Source organism: Flindersiella endophytica, from assembly GCF_054779015.1.
Genome location: NZ_BAAGYY010000019.1, coordinates 403,173 through 418,168 on the forward strand (window position 1 = coordinate 403,173; position 14,996 = coordinate 418,168).

Genomic DNA, 14,996 nt, shown 5'->3' on the forward strand with positions numbered 1-14,996 from the left:
GGCACCCGGGGCCGAAGCCGCCGGGTGCCCTCCTGCTGGGTACGAGAACTAGTCGGTCGTGCTGGCGACCTTCTTGCCGGAGCCCGCCTCGACCTGGCCGACCGGGTGGCCGTCACCGTCTGGGAGCTCGGCGTGTACCTCGTCGGCGTGGCCGTGCGAGTGTGCCGCCTCGAGCTCCTCGACCGTCGGCTTCTGCACGTCGTCGCGGAAGTAGAAGTGGGACGCGCGGACCCGCAGCTTGCGCAGCGGACCGCCCGGCGCTTCCACACCGTGCTCGTCGACGGACTCGGCCGGGTCGATCGGCACCTGCCGCTCGTGAGCGGTGAGGGCGTACGCGTGCTCCGGCTCCAGCGCTGCGTGCACCTCGATGAACTCGCCGCTCGGCTGCCGCATGACGATGCCGGTCTCGCGGCCGTGCATGACCTCGGCCTTGTCCTTGCGCTGCAACCCGATGCAGATCCGCTTGGTGACCATGAACGCGATCACCGGCAGGACGAAGATCGCGAACCGGAGGAACCACGTGATGTGGTTGATCGCGATGTGGAAGTGGGTGGCGATGATGTCGTTGCCACCACCGACCCACAGCAGGCCGTAGAACGTCATCGCCGCCACACCGAACGCGGTACGCGTCGGCTGGTTGCGCGGACGGTCCAGGACGTGGTGCTCGCGCCTGTCGCCGGTGACCCACTGCTCGATGAAGGGGTACAGGATCATCGCCGTCACCAGCAGGCCCATCAGGCCCAGGCCAGGCACCGCGATGTTCCAGCTGATCGTGAAGCCCCACAGATGGGTTTCCCAGTTGGGCATGAGGCGCAGCCCGCCCTCGACCCAGCCGAGATACCAGTCCGGCTGTGTGCCGGCACCCACCATCGACGGAACGTACGGCCCGAACACCCAGACCGGGTTGATCTGCATCGTGGCGCTCATCAGAGCGGTGATGCCGAACACGATGAAGAAGAAGCCGCCGGCCTTGGCCGCGTACACCGGAAGCGCGGGGTATCCGACGACGTTCCTGTTGGTCCGCCCAGGCCCGGGGTACTGCGTGTGCTTGTGGTAGACGACCAGCCCGATGTGCACCGCGATCAGGACCAGGATCAGGCCCGGAATCAGCAGGATGTGCACGGGGTACATCCGCGGGATGATCACGTCGTTCGGGAACTCGCCACCGAAGATGAAGAACGAGAGGTACGTTCCGACCACCGGCACGGCCCGGACCAGACCCTCGACGAAGCGGAGGCCGGTGCCGGACAGCAGGTCGTCAGGCAGCGAGTAACCCGTCAGGCCGGCCACGAACAGCAGCTGGATCAGGATCGCGCCGATGATCCAGTTGAGCTCACGTGGCTTGCGGAACGCGCCGGTGAAGAACACCCGCAGCATGTGGATGGTCATCGCCGCCGCGAACAGGATCGCCGCCCAGTGGTGGACCTGCCGCATCAGCAGGCCGCCGCGCACCTCGAACGAGATGTCCAGCGTGGACGCGAACGCCTCGGACATGTGCTGCCCGACCATCGGCGCGTACGACCCGTCGTAGATCACTTCCTGCATGCTCGGCTTGAACCACAGGGTGAGGAACGTGCCGGACAGCAACAGGATGATGAAGCTGTACAGGGCGATCTCGCCCAGGAGGAACGACCAGTGGTCCGGGAAGACTTTGCGCAGCAGGCCCTTGCTCAGTTTGGCGATGCCGAGGCGCTCATCGAGGAACTCGACGGGCTTGGCGATCGCCTTGCTTTCGATCATCCGCGCTCCCAGTAACTCGGCCCGATCGGTTCGGTGAAGTCGCTCTGCGCCACCAGATAGCCGTCGGAGTCCACCATGATCGGCAGCTGCGGCAGAGAGCGCGCGGCAGGACCGAAGACCACCCGGCCGTTGTCGGAGAGGTCGAACGTGGACTGGTGGCAGGGGCACAGCGTGTGGTGTGTGATCCGCTCGTAGAGGTTGACCGGGCAGCCGACGTGGGTGCAGACCCTGGAGTAGCACATGATGCCGTCGACGGTCCAGGTCTTGCGGTTCTCCCGGGCCTTGATCTCGTTCGGGCTCATCCGGATCAGCAGCACCTGCGACTTGGCGCGGGCGTTGTTGCGCTCCTTGCCCTCTTCGAGGTCCAGCAGGTTGGCCGGAACGGCGTTGACCAGCGCGCCGAGCTCGAGGTCTTCCGGCTTGAGCGGCCGGAACGTGATGTCGTTGAGGATCCGGGTGCCGCGGCGCCAGATCGTGTGTGCCGACTTGTTGCCCGGCAGCGGGCCGAGGTCGGCCAACAGGATGATCGGCGGGAGCCCCAGCAGCGCGAGCGCGCCGATCAACGTACGCCGGATCAGGCTGCGACGGCCGATCTGGCTCTCGTCGGCGCCCTGCTGCAGGATGTCCAGCGCCTCGGCGCGGTCCTCGGAGGTCGAGCTGGCCGAGTGGCGTTCCTCGACGATCTCCTGGTCGGCCATCAGGCGCCGGGCCCACTGGACGGCGCCGACGCCGATCAGCAGCAGCGCCAGGCCGATCGTGACGCCGAGTGCCAGGTTGGAAGCTCCGAGCCCGAGGAACGAAGCCTCCTTCGGCACCGCGAAGTAGGCGACGACGAACGCGACCAGGAGCAGAGCGGCCAGGCCGAAGATGCCGGCCACCTGCCGCTCGGCCCGCTTGGCGGCCTTGTCGTCGACGTCGGTGATACGGGGGAGGTGCGGCTCCAGACCCGGGTCGGGAATGGGGTCGCCGGGGGCGTGGCCATTGGTGGTGGCCAGCTCAGCCGAGTGCTCCTTGTGCTGCACTTCGCTCATCGCTTGACCTTCGTTCCCTTCGCGGCGATCCAGACCGTCGCGATGATCAGTGCGCCGATTCCGAAGAGCCAGCCGTACAGACCTTCGGTCACCGGCCCGAGCCCACCGAGGTCGAAGCCGCCGGCCTTGGGCTGGTCCTGGACCTCCTGGAGGTAGGCGATGACCTTCCGCTTGTCCTCAGGGTGGATGGTCCTGTCGCCGAAGACGGGCATCTGCTGTGGTCCCGTCAGCATCGCCTCGTAGACGTGCCGCGGCGTAACGCCGTCGAGGTTGGGCGCGGACTTACCCCAGGGGAGCGCACCGCCCTTGCCGACGACGTTGTGGCAACCGGAGCAGTTCGTCCGGAACAGCTCGCCGCCCTCGGCCATCTCGGCGTCGGTGACACCCTCGGTGTCGTACTCGGCCTTGTCCGGGATCGCGGCGCCAGGTCCGAGCGAGGCGACGTAGGCGGCCAGCGCCGCGATCTCCTCGTCGTTGAAGACCGGCGTCTTCTTCTGCATCTGGGGTCCAGGCTGCTGCGCCGGCATCCGGCCGGTGCCGACCTGGAAGTCGACCGCGGCAGCGCCGACGCCGATCAGCGAGGGTCCCTCGGTCCCGCCTTCGCCGTTCAGGCCGTGGCAGGTCGAGCAGCTCACGGCGAACAGCTTGCGGCCCTCTTCGACCTGTGTTGACTGTGCGGCCTCCGCCGACGCCTTCGTCGAGGGTGCCGCGATCGCGTACAGCCCGCCGAACGCGGCGAGGGCGAACAGCATGACGACCACACCCGCGAGTGGATGCCGCCGCCGGGCTGACAGAAATCTCACGCCCGCTCCGTCCTACTACCTACTGGATGATGTAGATGGTCGCGAAAAGTCCGATCCACACGATGTCGACGAAGTGCCAGTAGTAGCTGACGACGATCGCGCTGATCGCTTGCTCGTGGGTGAAGCGCCGGGCCATGTACGTCCGTCCGAGCACGAACAGGAACGCGAAGAGCCCGCCCGTCACGTGGAGGCCGTGGAAGCCCGTGGTGAGGTAGAAGACCGAGCCGTACGCGGAGGACGAGATCGTCACGCCCTCGGCGACCAGCTCGGAGTATTCGTAGACCTGGCCGCCGACGAAGAACGCGCCCATCACGTAGGTGAGCACGAACCACTCGCGCAGACCCCAGCTGAGGGGCCTGAGAAGGCTGCCGGTGCGGTCGAGCTGTCCGCGTTCGGCCGCGAACACGCCCATCTGGCAGGTCACCGAGCTCAGCACCAGGATCGTCGTGTTGATCGACGCGAACTGCAGGTTGAGCTTCTCGGTCTCCTGCGCCCACAACTCCGGCGACACCGCCCGAATTGTGTAGTACGCCGCGAATAGCGCGGCAAAGAACATGAGCTCGCTCGCCAGCCACACGATCGTCCCCACGCTCACCATGGAGGGGCGGTTGGGGTGGCCGTGGAAGCGTGCCGTTGGCTCTACGGTTGCGGTCGCCACGAACGTCATTATGTCGGTAGGTCCTACACGTCGTAGTGGTACCCCCTGCGACCGGCGCGCCGTGTGCACAGGCGGGGTCTGACGAACACGCACAGAACACAGAGGAGACACTCACGACAACTGTGACGAGACCAAGCCGTTCGACGTGACATCGTCCTCGGTACGATCACTGTCGTGAGCGACGCCAACGAGACGAGCCCGCGCCCCGTCCGGGTCCTGGTCTACTCCGACGACCGTAACGTGCGCGACAAGGTCCGCTTCGCGATCGGCAAGCGGCCCGTGAAGGACCTCGGTCCGTTCGAGTACGTCGAGTGCGCGACCCAGCCGGCGGTGCTGAAGGCCGTCGACGCTGGTGGGCTGGACGTCCTGGTGCTCGACGGCGAGGCCGTCCCGGCTGGCGGGATGGGCCTGGCCAGGCAGCTCAAGGACGAGATCTTCCGCTGCCCGCCGATCATGGTGCTGACCGGGCGTCCGCAGGATGCGTGGCTGGCCACCTGGTCGCGTGCGGAGGCGGCGCTGCCGCACCCGCTGGACGCCGTGGCACTGGCCAAGGCCGTCGTCGAACTGGCAAAGCAGCGGCAGGCGGCACTGCCCGCGACCGCCTGACCACGCTCAGCGTTCCCACACCACCCACCGCCGCCCCCGCTCGGCGCGAATGACCACGTTAACCACGCAATTGGCGGGTTAACCACGCCCCGGGGCGTGGCGAAGCACCTACTGGCGTGGCGAAGGGCGAAATGCGTGGCGAGGCGCGAATGACCACGTTAACCAGCCAAAGCCGTGGTTAACGTGGTCATTCGCGGATGGAGCGGTGAGCCGTCACACGGGGCACTAGGGTGTGCTTCGTCAAGTTCTCGTTCATGGAGGCCCGCGATGGCGGATCGGCCGCAGCCGACCTGGAAGCACGTGCTGGCGACGCTCGTCGCCGGCCAGGACCTGACCATCGACGAGACCGCGTGGGCGATGGGCGAGATCCTGTCCGACTCCGCCACGCCCGCGCAGATCGCCGGCTTCGCCGTCGCGCTGCGGGTGAAGGGGGAGACGGTCGAGGAGCTCGACGGCCTGATCCGGGCGATGTACGAGCACGCGGTGACCATCTCCGTTCCGGACCGCTCGGTCGACGTCGTGGGCACGGGTGGCGACGGCGCTCACACCGTCAACATCTCCACGATGTCGGCGATCGTGGCCGCCGGAGCCGGCGCCAAGGTCGTCAAGCACGGCAACCGCTCGGCGTCCTCGCTGTGCGGCGCGGCCGACCTGGTCGAGTCGCTCGGCATACCCCTCGACCTCGAACCCGAGCGGGTGGCCGAGCTGGCCGACGAGGTGGGGATCACGTTCTGCTTCGCGCCCCGGTTCCACCCCGCGCTGCGGTTCGCCGCCGCGCCGCGCCGCGAGCTGGCCGTTCCGACGACGTTCAACGTGATCGGGCCACTCGCCAACCCGGCGCGGCCGCAGGCCCAGGCGGTCGGCGTGGCCGACCCGCGGATGGCGGCGCTGGTCGCGGGCGTGTTCGCCGGCCGCGGCGCCGACGCACTGGTCTTCCGCGGTGACGACGGCCTCGACGAGCTGACCACGGCGACCAGTTCGCGGATGTGGGTGGTCCACGACGGTGCGGTCAGGGAGGTCTCGCTGGACCCGGCCGAGCTCGGCTTCGCCTACTCGCCGGCCGATGCTCTGCGGGGTGGCGACGTCGCGTTCAACACCGACGTCACCCGGCGCCTGCTCGCGGGCGAGCAGGGCCCCGTACGCGACGCGGTGCTGCTCAACACGGCGGCGGCGCTGGTGGCGTACGAAGGTACGGGCGGCGCTGTCGTCGACCGGATGCGCGACGCCGCTTCGCGGGCGGCGCAGGCGATCGACACCGGCGCGGCCGCCGACATCCTGGCCCGCTGGGTCCGCGCCGCGACGGCTTGACCGAAGCGGCCCTGCCGGCTGGCTGCTAGGACTCGACCTTCAGCGAGTCGATCGCCTTCTGGACGTCCTTCTGCAGGCCCTTGTTCGTGTCGGGCACCGAGCCCAGGAAGACGCCCGGCACGGGGGCCCCCTTGATGTCGACCACCACGATGGAGACGGTCTCACCCTTGGCCTTCAGGCCAGAGATGTTGTAGCTGAAGTGCTCCTTGAGCAGCGTCGCGTCGTATTCGCCGACCTTGATCTTCGAGCTGCCCAGCGGCTGGCGGCCGACGTTGGCGTTGTTGAAGTTGGACGTGGCGAACCATTCGGCGATGTTGCCGGCGGTCTGCTTGGCGTCCTTACCGACCCATTCCGGACTGGCGTAGCCTGCCGACGCCAACGCCACCCAGTCGGACTCGCCGTCCCACTTCTCCTCGGTGGTGTACGTCTGGGCGGTGCTCAGCAGCAGATCCTGGCCGAGCGCGTCGCTGGACTTCCACGGCTTCGCGAGCGGCGTGAACGTCAGCCGGCCGGCGATCGGCACGTTGGTCGGGCCGGGGGTCTTCTGCTCGTCGGGCGGCTGGGTGCGCTGCGGGCCGGGAGTGTTCGGAAGGCTCTCCTCCGGCGTCGGCCGCGGCTGCTCGGGCTCGGTCTGCTGCGGCGACGGCTGCTGCGTGGTGTCGTCGGAGGCGGTGGGGGTGTCCTTGTCGCGGTTGACCCACCAGACCCCGCCGGCGATCGCGGCGATCAGCACCACCGCCAGGCCGATGCCGCCGATGATCAGCGCGTTGCGGTTGCTCTTGCCGTTGCCGCCGGGCTCGGAGCTGAGCACCTCGGTGTACTGGTGCATCGGATCGTAGGGCGGAGGTACGTAACCCGGCCCAGGCGCGCCCGGGGGAGGCGGGATCGGCGGCCGCTGCTGTGGGGCGAACAGTGGAACTCCGCCCTGGCCCTGTTGACCCGGCTGGCCCTGCTGAGGCTGTGGAGCCTGCGAGCCGTGCGATCCAGGCGGCGCGAACGGGTTGGCCGGCGGAGGCTGCTGACCGGACTGACCCGGTTGGCCGGGCTGGACCGGCTGGACCGGCTGGACCGGCTGGACCGGCTGGACCGGCTGGACCGGCTGGACCGGCTGGATGGGCTGGGTCGGCTGGCCGGTTTGATCGGGCTGTCCACTTTGCGAGGACTGGCCGGCTTGCGCGGACTGCCCCGGTTGCGCGGATGATGCCGCCTGCTCGCCGGCGCCCGGCTGCTGCGGCCGCTGAATCGGCTTGGTCGCATGCTCGGTCGAACCGCCACCCGAACTACTGGGCGGCGTGACAGGGGACGGACTGACGGGGGCCGGCGCGCTCGGATCGGAGGTGAGCGTCGTGGTCCATTGCCGCCCGTCCCACCAACGGAACATGTTGGGCATTCCGGAAGGGTCGGTGTACCAGCCGGCCAGCTTGTCCGTCATGCGCCAAAGCGTATCGGGGCCAGGTGAGAGTTGGCTGAAGATCAGCTTTCCGGTAGACCGATGCTGAACGCGGCCTCCAGGTCGTGCCGGGAGTAGGTCCGGTACGCGATGTGCGTCTCGGTGGCCAGCACTCCGGAGACCTTGTTGAGCCGGTCGGCGATGACCTGTGCGATCTCGTCGTGCTCGCGCACACGCACCATCGCGATCAGGTCGATCTCACCCGTGACCGAGTAGACCTCGCTCACCCCGTCGAGCGCGGCGATCTGTTCCGCGACCTCGGGAATCTGGGACACGTCCGCCTGGATGAACACCATTGCTGTGATCACGCTACGGAGGTTAGTCCTAGGCGTTGTCGACGATGCGCGCGCCCAGCGGAAGCAGCGAGACGGGGATCAGCTTGAAGTTGGCGATGCCGAGCGGGATGCCGATGATCGTGATGCACAGGGCGATCCCGGTGGTGAGGTGACCGATCGCCAGCCAGATGCCGGCCACGATCACCCAGATCACGTTGCCGATCGTCGACAGCGCGCCGGACTTGGGATCGCGTACGACGGTCCGCCCGAACGGCCACAGCGCGTAGGCCGCGATCCGGAACGACGCGATGCCGAACGGGATCGTGATGATCAGGATGCAGCAGATGATCCCGGCCACGACGTAGCCGATCGCGAGCCAGATGCCCGCCAGCACGAGCCAGATGACGTTCAAGATGGTGTTCACGAGCTCAGCATCCCCCAGTTTGTTGTCTTCCAGGTTCAACGACGCAGCGGTCGCGCGGGTTTCAGCGCGGTGGCCGGTGCACCGTGCGCAGGCCGCGCCGGTCTTCCGCGTCGGCGTAGGTCTCACGGCCTTCGTAGGCCCGGGCTAACCAGTCGAGGTGGGACTGCGCGCCCGAGATCGGGCAGCTCCACTCGCCGTCGAGCTCGACCAGGCGTACGCCGGGAGCCTCCAGCCAGGCCAGGATGCGCTCGGTCTCCTCGGCCGTCGCGGCCGGCTTGGGCAGCGGGGGCTCGGCGACCGTCTCGGCGGCGGCGACGATCTGCTCGATCACCGGCATCGGCGGGGTGCCGGGCGTTACGACGCCGGCGCCGGCCAGCCGGCCGTAGCGGATCACGTGGATCTCCCAGCCGCCTTCGGCACCGCGGACCGCACCGACCAGTTGCGGGCAGCGGGCCAGGGCGACCATCCGCTGGGTGCGGGCGGCGGCCCGGATGAACGCGGCCATCCGGTCTCGATGCGCCGCCGCCTCTTCGAAGCGTTCGTGCCCGGCCAGCCGTTTGATCCTGGTCACCAGCGCGTCGATCACCGGCGAAGGGTCGGCCTGGATGGCCGTGCGGACCGCCTCGATCTGGTGGCCATAGGCCTCGACGTCGATCCCGCCCACGCAGGGCGCGCTGCAACGGCCCATCTCGGCCAGCACACAAGCCGATCCGCGCCGTGGGAACCGGGCCAGCCGGTCGGTGCACTGCCGGATCGGGAACGCCTCGTGCAGCGCGGACACCGCCTGCTCGGCGACCTTTCGCGAGCCGAACGGGCCGACGTAGGTGGCGCTGTCGGCCTGGACGTCCTTCACCATCGACAGCCGGGGGAACGGCTCGACCGTGACCTTGATCCAGGTGGCTCGCTCGGGGAACCTCGAACGCCGGTTGTAGCGCGGCTTGTGGGCGGCGATCAGTCGCAGCTCGCGAACCTCGGCCTCGAGCCCGGTCGCGCACTCGATGCCGTTGACGCCGCTGGCGATCCCGATCATCTCGCCGATCCGGGTGCGGGTCTCCGACGCCGTGAAATAGGAACGGACGCGGGTGCGCAGGTCTTTCGACTTGCCGACGTAGAGCACCCGGCCGCGGTCGTCGACGAAGAGGTAGACGCCCGGCGCGTGCGGCAGGCTGTCTGCCAGGTGGCGCTTGCGGCGCTGAGCGGGCGAGACCCGCGAGGTGTAGGCCGACAGCTCTTCGAGCGTGTGAACGCCGAGCGGGCCGAGGCGTTCGAGCAGGCCGTGCAGCACGTAGACGGTGGCCTGGGCGTCGCCGAGCGCGCGGTGCTCGGGCGTGACGGGGGAGTGGAAGAGCTTCGCGAGGCTGCCGAGCTTGCAGTTGGGCGCGTCGTCGCGGGTGACGACCGCACGGGCTAACCGCGCGGTGTCGATCACGTCGAACGACGGCCAGCGGCAGCCGTGGACGTCGGCCGCGGCCTTGAGGAATCCGACGTCGAACGGCGCGTTGTGGGCGACCAGGACGCAGCCGCGCGCGAACTCCAGGAACGCGGGCAGGATGCCGCCGATCCGCGGCGAGCTGGCCACCATGCCGTCGGTGATGCCGGTCAGCACGGCGATGAACGGCGGGATCGCCTCGCCGGGGTTGACGAGGGACTGGAACTCGCCGAGCACTTCACCGCCGCGCACCTTGACCGCGCCGATCTCGGTGATCCCACAGTCGGCAGGCGATCCACCGGTGGTCTCGAGGTCGACGACGCAGAACGTCACGTCGCGAAGCGGCGTGCCGAGGTCGTCCAGGCTCAACTGCACCCCGGCGATCGCCTCGCGTTGTGGTTGGCTGCTCGCCATGCCCACTATCGGGCCCACTGTTGGCGCGGTCATGGATTACACGCTAGGACCGACCACCGACATTCCTCGCCCACGACGCGCCGACGGCACGCGACCGGGATCTGACGGTGCGGAAACCACGACCCAGCCGCGATTGAGCAGAACTAGTGCGTGATGCGGATCTTCGACTGGCCGTGCGGCCGCTTCTCCCAGTCGTCCATGAACTTCGCCGACAGGCCGTACTTCTCCGCCAGCGAGACCAGGGTCTCGGTGCGGTAGTAGAAGTCTTCCCGAAGGACGTGGTGCTCCTTGCCCTCGGTGCGGTCGAAGGTGAAGTCGAAGAACCCGTCCGGCGCGAGCACCCGGCCGACGTGCGCGAAGCACTCCTCGATGACGTGGAGCGGCGAGTGCGAGAAGACGCTGTGCGCGTGGACCACGTCGAAGTGCTTGTCCGGCAGGAAGGCGAACTTCAGGTCGCGTACCGGCGTGAGGTGCGGCAGCTTGTCCTGGAGGTTGTACGCGACCAGGGTTTCCTGCGCCGCCACCAGGATGTCGGGCGAGATGTCGATGCCGTAGTAGTTGCCGGGGTCGAGGTGGCCGATGAACAGCCGCCCGGCGCGGAGGTTGCCGCAGCCGATCTCCAGCATGCGATGGGCGGGTGTCAACCCGTGCTCGCGGAGATAGTCGAACTGCATCGTGCCGAGCGCGACCCAACGGTCGTGTGAGCGGCTGCCGACCGCTGCCTCGGGGCTGCGCGCGGCGTCGGACTTCATCACCGCGCGGTAGTACTTCACATGGTCGCCGCCGCTGCGTACGCGCAGCATGAGATCCCGGCCGGTCCGCCGGACGTACGGCATGACCTTGGCCGGGTTGCTCATCGCATAGCGCAGCTTGTAAAGCAGGCTAGATCGGTTCTTGTCGCTCACAGTTCCGAAGTCAACCATGTCCGCAGCGTGCGGACGTTCCTACCCGCCTTCCGACGGCGCGTCCTCCCAGCCGGCCGTCGTGGCGAATCGTTCCTCCCAACGACGTACGGCCTCGCCGCCCGGTTCCCATCGTTCGCAGAACTCGCGCAGGCTCAGGCACTTGGCGAGCATCGCCGCCTGGCGTACCGGCCAGTCGGGCACCTCGCCTGCGTACGCGTCGAAGAACGCGCCGAGCAGGGGCACGCGATCGGCGTGGTGAGCGCGGACGATCCACTCGCACCAGGCGAGGTCCTCGATCGGCTCGCCGGTGTGCGCGAACTCCCAGTCCAGCAGCGCGGTGACCTGCAGCGACTCCGGATCGAACAGCAGGTTGTTGGGGCCGAAGTCGCCGTGGACGAGCACCGGGCCCTCGCCGAGCTCGCTCGCGTCGAGCTTCTGCAGCTCGCCGAGCAACGCGCCACAGGCGGCCAGCACAGTCCTGGCCGTCGCCTCGTCGCGATCCAGCAGCTCCTGGCCGTGTACGCCCTCGACGAAGCCCAGCGTGAGGGTGCCATCGCCGGCTTCCACCAGCGGCGGCAGCGGCAGCCGGCCGGCATAGCTGGACAGGATGAAGCTCTCGCGTTCGAGCCGCTGGTCCGCGCCTGGACCGTCGTAGGCCTTCACGACGACCGAGCCGTCGCCCTGGGTGTCGTTGGTATAGCCGTGCGCAAGTCGTCGCATCCGGACCGATTGTGCCTGACGGTGGGCCTGGACGCACGTGGGTAGACGTTCAAGCGTTCAGACGTGTCGTTCCGGCCGGTGCTCGTCCCGGTGCTCGTCTGGGCTCGTCCCGGCCGGACGACCGAGGGCGGACGTGCGAATGCCACGCGTCGCGCCCTCGAGACCCTCTGGAAGGTCTCGTCTAGTGTCATCGGCATGAGTGAGGGAGCGGTCGTGCCGGATGAGGGCCCGGAGGAGGTGACCGAGGAGGTCACCGTCCCGCTGCCCGAGTCCGTCCGGCAGCGCGTGGTCGGGCTGGCGTCCGACGCCCTCGCCGCGCTCAGCAGCGACGAGCTGCCCGCTGCTCTCAGGCCGTTCGCCCGGTTCGCGCCGGCCCGGCGGGCCCGGCTGGCCGCGACTCCGCTCGCCGCCGCGCTCGACAGCGACGCGCTGTTCCGGCAGCGGGTCGCTGCCCGCTATCGGCAGCGGGCCCCACACCTGATCGAAGCCCTGGAGAACGGCCGTACACCACCGGCAGTCGACCCGCTGGAAGTCGCGGCGGCGGCCTACCTCGTCCGGCCCGAGGGCTGGGCTGACCTGCTCGGCACGATCACGGACCGGCTCGAACGCGAAACCGCGGCGAGCGCCAGCGGCCGCGAGGCGAAGAACGCCGAGAAGCTGCGTGAGCAGCTCGCCGACGCGCGCACCGAGGCCCGGCAGGAGCGCGACCGACTGCGCGGCGAGCTGGCGACGCTGAAAGAGGAGAACGTCACGCTGCGGCGCACGGTCAAGCAGGCCAGGGACCGGGCGAAGGCCGCCGAGCAGCGTGCGGAGGAGGAGGCCGCGGCCGCCCGTGAGATCCGCGACCAGTCGGCCGCCGAGGTGGCCCGGATGGAGGCCGAGCTGCGCCGGTTGCGGGCCCGACTCGCCGAAGCGGAGAGCGCGGCGGAGTCCGCGCGCCGGACCGTGCGCGAGGGGCGCGACCTGGCCGACATCCGGCTGCGCCTGCTGGTCGACACGCTGGTCGACGCCGCGCAGGGCCTGCGCCGCGAGCTGGCGCTGCCACCCACCAAGACCCGTCCCGCCGACACCGTACGAGCCGCCGAGCCCGGATCCGGAAGCCAGCTCAGCGGCGCCGACGCGGAGGCCTCGCTCGAGGCGTTGCTCGGCCTGCCTCAGGTCCACCTGATCGTCGACGGCTACAACGTGACCAAGACCGCGTGGCCGACGATCCCGCTGGAGACCCAGCGCACCCGTCTCGTCAACGCGATGGGCGGGCTGGCCGCACAGACCAGGGCCGAGCTCACCGTCGTGTTCGACGGCGCCAACCTCGACGCGATGCCGCAGATCACGGTGCCGCGGGGCGTCCGCGTGCGGTTCAGCCCCGGTGGCGTGACCGCCGACGACGTGATCCGTGAGATGGTGGCGGCCGAGCCCGAAGGGCGGCCGGTGGTCGTGGTGTCCAGCGACCGGGAGATCGCCGAGTCCGTACGCCGCAGCGGTGCCCGGCCGGTGCCGGCGAGTGGCCTGGTCAGGCTGATGAGCCGCAGCTGAGACCAGCTCGGGCCCACCCTCCGATCAGGTCGAGCTTGACTGTCGGTGCTCTGCTCTAACGTCTTCGTCAGACCGCAAGGAACTATCTGGAGGCGTCATGCAGATCGACTGCGACAGCTGTGTCGTACGGGGACCGCAGGCCTGCGGTGACTGCGTCGTGACCGTCCTGCTCGGGGCTCCGCCCGCCGGTGTCGAGTTGGACGCCGAGGACCGTCAGGCGCTGGACATCCTGGCCGATTCTGGACTCGTGCCACCGCTCCGGCTGGCCCGGACCGACACCGACGAGGCCCCACGTTGGGCCCAAGGTGCGTAGATAACTCTCCGAACAAGACTTGACACAATGCGTAAGCAGGGGTTTTATTTCCTTTACGAAAAAGAAGCTCCAGTGATTTGAAACATCACGGATTGGTCACTAGAGTCGCTCGCCAGGTACTTGTTCAAGGACGTCGGCTAACCGGCCGGCGGCAGGTACCCCGCTTAATCCCCGTCCGGCAAACCCACGGACGAGGAGCCGGGGACCCACCGTAGTTCCTGGGGTGAATCGGTACGCGTCCCTTGATGCACAGGCAAGCAGGCATCGCATCATGGGCGCGTCTCGTAGGGCTACCTCCCGGCCCGAACCCGTCAGCTCACCCGGTAGGCGTAGAGGAAGGAAAGGGGCCCGACCGCAGTGTCGAACCGCCGCAAGCGTCCGTCAGGGCGTGCGCTGCTAGCCCTGGGTGCCGCCTCCGTGGCAGCCGTCGTCGCCGTTCCAGGCGCGAGTCTCGCTGATCCCACCCCGTCGATCGCCGAGGTGAAGAAGCAGACCGAGAAGCTGCACCACGAGGCCGAGCAGGCCGCCGAGTTATCCAACGAGTACTCAGACAAGATGACCGCTATTCAGCGCAAGCTGAAGAAGCTGGACACCGACCTCGAAGCGCAGCGCGCCAAGGTTCAGGAGCTGCGCCGCAACATCGGAGCCTTCGCCGCCGCCGAGTACCGCGCGGGTGGCATGGACAGCACGATGCAGCTACTGCTCGCCGACGACCCTGACAAGTTCCTGGCGCAGATGAGTTCTGCGCGGGCGCTGCGTGGTCAGCAGGGCGACGTGCTGGTTCGGCTGCGTGCCGAGCAGAAGGAGCTGGCTGAGCGTGAGGCCCTGCAGAAGGCCGAGCTCGCCCGCTTCAAGGACGCCCAGAAGCAGGCCAAGGACCGGCTCGAAGAGGCCAAGGCCAAGCAGGCCAAGTCCGACGACCTGCTGAAGCGCCTCACCGCCGCTGAGCGTCAGCGGCTCCAGGAGCTGGAAGACCGTCAGAACCGCACGTCCCGTGGCAGCGATCGGGAGATCCCGTCCGACCTCCCGCCCGGCTCCGGTCGCGGCGCGATCGCACTTGCCTTCGCCAAGAAGCAGGTCGGCGAGCCCTACGTCTTCGGTGCCGACGGCATGAGCACGTGGGACTGTTCCGGGCTGACCATGATGGCCTGGGACGCAGCCGGTGTTTCGCTGCCGCACTCGGCGAAGCAGCAGTACTACCAAGGCCCGAAGGTCTCCCGGTCCCAGCTGGAGCCCGGCGATCTCGTCTACTACTACAGCGGGATCTCCCACGTCGCGATCTACGCCGGCAACGGCATGATCCTGCACGCGCCGCGCCCCGGCAAGAACGTCGAGTACGCCCCGATGGACGAGATGCCCTACGTCGGCGCCACCCGGCCCGGCTAGA

General features: G+C 68.7%; 16 protein-coding genes, 1 pseudogene and 1 riboswitch. Of the genes and pseudogenes, 6 read left to right on the forward strand and 11 right to left on the reverse strand.

Annotated features, from left to right (window positions below; translation table 11 throughout):
* Positions 1-48: 48 nt before the first annotated feature.
* The 4 genes from qcrB to ctaE are packed head-to-tail and all read right to left on the reverse strand — an operon-like array spanning position 49 to position 4,241.
* A complete protein-coding gene (gene qcrB, locus ACYVF6_RS22515) occupies positions 49-1,740 on the reverse strand; it encodes a cytochrome b (protein WP_460524446.1) in 1,692 nt (563 codons plus the stop codon).
* Positions 1,737-2,771: a ubiquinol-cytochrome c reductase iron-sulfur subunit gene (gene qcrA / locus ACYVF6_RS22520; protein WP_460524447.1), complete on the reverse strand. Its 1,035-nt coding sequence runs from the start codon at positions 2,769-2,771 to the stop codon at positions 1,737-1,739. Before qcrA ends, qcrB begins: the two co-directional genes overlap by 4 nt.
* Entirely contained in the window at positions 2,768-3,574 is an 807-nt protein-coding gene (qcrC, locus tag ACYVF6_RS22525; protein WP_460524448.1) for a cytochrome bc1 complex diheme cytochrome c subunit, read from the reverse strand. Before qcrC ends, qcrA begins: the two co-directional genes overlap by 4 nt.
* A gap of 19 nt (positions 3,575-3,593) precedes the next feature.
* Positions 3,594-4,241 carry a cytochrome c oxidase subunit 3 gene (gene ctaE, locus ACYVF6_RS22530; protein ID WP_460524449.1) on the reverse strand — a complete coding sequence of 216 codons (648 nt, stop codon included), beginning with the start codon at positions 4,239-4,241 and terminating at the stop codon, positions 3,594-3,596.
* A 165-nt stretch (positions 4,242-4,406) separates the two neighbouring features.
* Between ctaE and ACYVF6_RS22535 the strand changes: the two genes are divergently transcribed.
* Positions 4,407-4,838, forward strand: coding sequence for a hypothetical protein (locus tag ACYVF6_RS22535; protein ID WP_460524450.1), 432 nt, complete (start codon positions 4,407-4,409; stop codon positions 4,836-4,838).
* Between the two features lie 267 nt (positions 4,839-5,105).
* A complete protein-coding gene (gene trpD / locus ACYVF6_RS22540; protein ID WP_460524451.1) occupies positions 5,106-6,146 on the forward strand; it encodes an anthranilate phosphoribosyltransferase in 1,041 nt (346 codons plus the stop codon).
* Between the two features lie 25 nt (positions 6,147-6,171).
* On the opposite strand, the gene ACYVF6_RS22545 is transcribed toward trpD, so the two are convergent.
* A complete protein-coding gene (locus tag ACYVF6_RS22545; protein WP_460524554.1) occupies positions 6,172-6,975 on the reverse strand; it encodes a flagellar basal body-associated FliL family protein in 804 nt (267 codons plus the stop codon).
* On the opposite strand from ACYVF6_RS22545, the gene ACYVF6_RS22550 reads away from it, so the two are divergent.
* Complete coding sequence (locus ACYVF6_RS22550; protein WP_460524555.1) at positions 6,970-7,347, forward strand: hypothetical protein; 378 nt, start codon at positions 6,970-6,972, stop codon at positions 7,345-7,347. The two genes, ACYVF6_RS22545 and ACYVF6_RS22550, sit on opposite strands and share 6 nt — an antisense overlap.
* Positions 7,348-7,473: 126 nt before the next feature.
* On the opposite strand, the pseudogene ACYVF6_RS22555 reads toward ACYVF6_RS22550, so the two are convergent.
* From ACYVF6_RS22555 to ACYVF6_RS22580, 6 genes and pseudogenes are all read right to left on the reverse strand, one after another.
* Positions 7,474-7,578: pseudogene (locus tag ACYVF6_RS22555) on the reverse strand (DUF2510 domain-containing protein); the annotation flags it as partial.
* Positions 7,579-7,619: 41 nt separating this feature from the next.
* Positions 7,620-7,904 (reverse strand): Lrp/AsnC family transcriptional regulator, encoded by a 285-nt coding sequence (locus ACYVF6_RS22560; protein ID WP_460524452.1) that lies wholly within the window; start codon positions 7,902-7,904, stop codon positions 7,620-7,622.
* Between the two features lie 16 nt (positions 7,905-7,920).
* Entirely contained in the window at positions 7,921-8,295 is a 375-nt protein-coding gene (locus tag ACYVF6_RS22565; protein WP_460524453.1) for a YccF domain-containing protein, read from the reverse strand.
* A gap of 61 nt (positions 8,296-8,356) precedes the next feature.
* Positions 8,357-10,138, reverse strand: a complete 1,782-nt coding sequence (locus tag ACYVF6_RS22570) for a DEDD exonuclease domain-containing protein (RefSeq protein ID WP_460524552.1) — start codon at positions 10,136-10,138, stop codon at positions 8,357-8,359.
* A 143-nt stretch (positions 10,139-10,281) separates the two neighbouring features.
* Complete coding sequence (locus ACYVF6_RS22575; protein WP_460524454.1) at positions 10,282-11,061, reverse strand: class I SAM-dependent methyltransferase; 780 nt, start codon at positions 11,059-11,061, stop codon at positions 10,282-10,284.
* Positions 11,062-11,082: 21 nt separating this feature from the next.
* Complete coding sequence (locus ACYVF6_RS22580; protein WP_460524455.1) at positions 11,083-11,763, reverse strand: phosphotransferase family protein; 681 nt, start codon at positions 11,761-11,763, stop codon at positions 11,083-11,085.
* A gap of 195 nt (positions 11,764-11,958) precedes the next feature.
* On the opposite strand from ACYVF6_RS22580, the gene ACYVF6_RS22585 reads away from it, so the two are divergent.
* The 3 genes from ACYVF6_RS22585 (at position 11,959) to ACYVF6_RS22595 (ending at position 14,995) form a co-directional block, all read left to right on the forward strand.
* Complete coding sequence (locus ACYVF6_RS22585) at positions 11,959-13,296, forward strand: NYN domain-containing protein (RefSeq protein ID WP_460524456.1); 1,338 nt, start codon at positions 11,959-11,961, stop codon at positions 13,294-13,296.
* Between the two features lie 97 nt (positions 13,297-13,393).
* Entirely contained in the window at positions 13,394-13,609 is a 216-nt protein-coding gene (locus tag ACYVF6_RS22590) for a hypothetical protein (protein ID WP_460524457.1), read from the forward strand.
* Between the two features lie 151 nt (positions 13,610-13,760).
* Positions 13,761-13,954: riboswitch (cyclic di-AMP (ydaO/yuaA leader) on the forward strand.
* A 72-nt stretch (positions 13,955-14,026) separates the two neighbouring features.
* Positions 14,027-14,995 carry a C40 family peptidase gene (locus ACYVF6_RS22595; RefSeq protein WP_460524459.1) on the forward strand — a complete coding sequence of 323 codons (969 nt, stop codon included), beginning with the start codon at positions 14,027-14,029 and terminating at the stop codon, positions 14,993-14,995.
* The last annotated feature ends 1 nt before the right edge of the window (position 14,996 follow it).

Bases quoted from the DNA above. Each gene is read 5' to 3' on its own strand.
- qcrB (WP_460524446.1), bottom strand. From the start codon at position 1,740: ATGATCGAAAGCAAGGCGATCGCCAAGCCCGTCGAGTTCCTCGATGAG.
- qcrA (WP_460524447.1), bottom strand. From the start codon at position 2,771: ATGAGCGAAGTGCAGCACAAGGAGCACTCGGCTGAGCTGGCCACCACC.
- ctaE (WP_460524449.1), bottom strand. From the start codon at position 4,241: ATGACGTTCGTGGCGACCGCAACCGTAGAGCCAACGGCACGCTTCCAC.
- trpD (WP_460524451.1), top strand. From the start codon at position 5,106: ATGGCGGATCGGCCGCAGCCGACCTGGAAGCACGTGCTGGCGACGCTC.
- ACYVF6_RS22545 (WP_460524554.1), bottom strand. From the start codon at position 6,975: ATGCACCAGTACACCGAGGTGCTCAGCTCCGAGCCCGGCGGCAACGGC.
- ACYVF6_RS22570 (WP_460524552.1), bottom strand. From the start codon at position 10,138: ATGGCGAGCAGCCAACCACAACGCGAGGCGATCGCCGGGGTGCAGTTG.
- ACYVF6_RS22575 (WP_460524454.1), bottom strand. From the start codon at position 11,061: ATGGTTGACTTCGGAACTGTGAGCGACAAGAACCGATCTAGCCTGCTT.
- ACYVF6_RS22580 (WP_460524455.1), bottom strand. From the start codon at position 11,763: ATGCGACGACTTGCGCACGGCTATACCAACGACACCCAGGGCGACGGC.
- ACYVF6_RS22585 (WP_460524456.1), top strand. From the start codon at position 11,959: ATGAGTGAGGGAGCGGTCGTGCCGGATGAGGGCCCGGAGGAGGTGACC.
- ACYVF6_RS22590 (WP_460524457.1), top strand. From the start codon at position 13,394: ATGCAGATCGACTGCGACAGCTGTGTCGTACGGGGACCGCAGGCCTGC.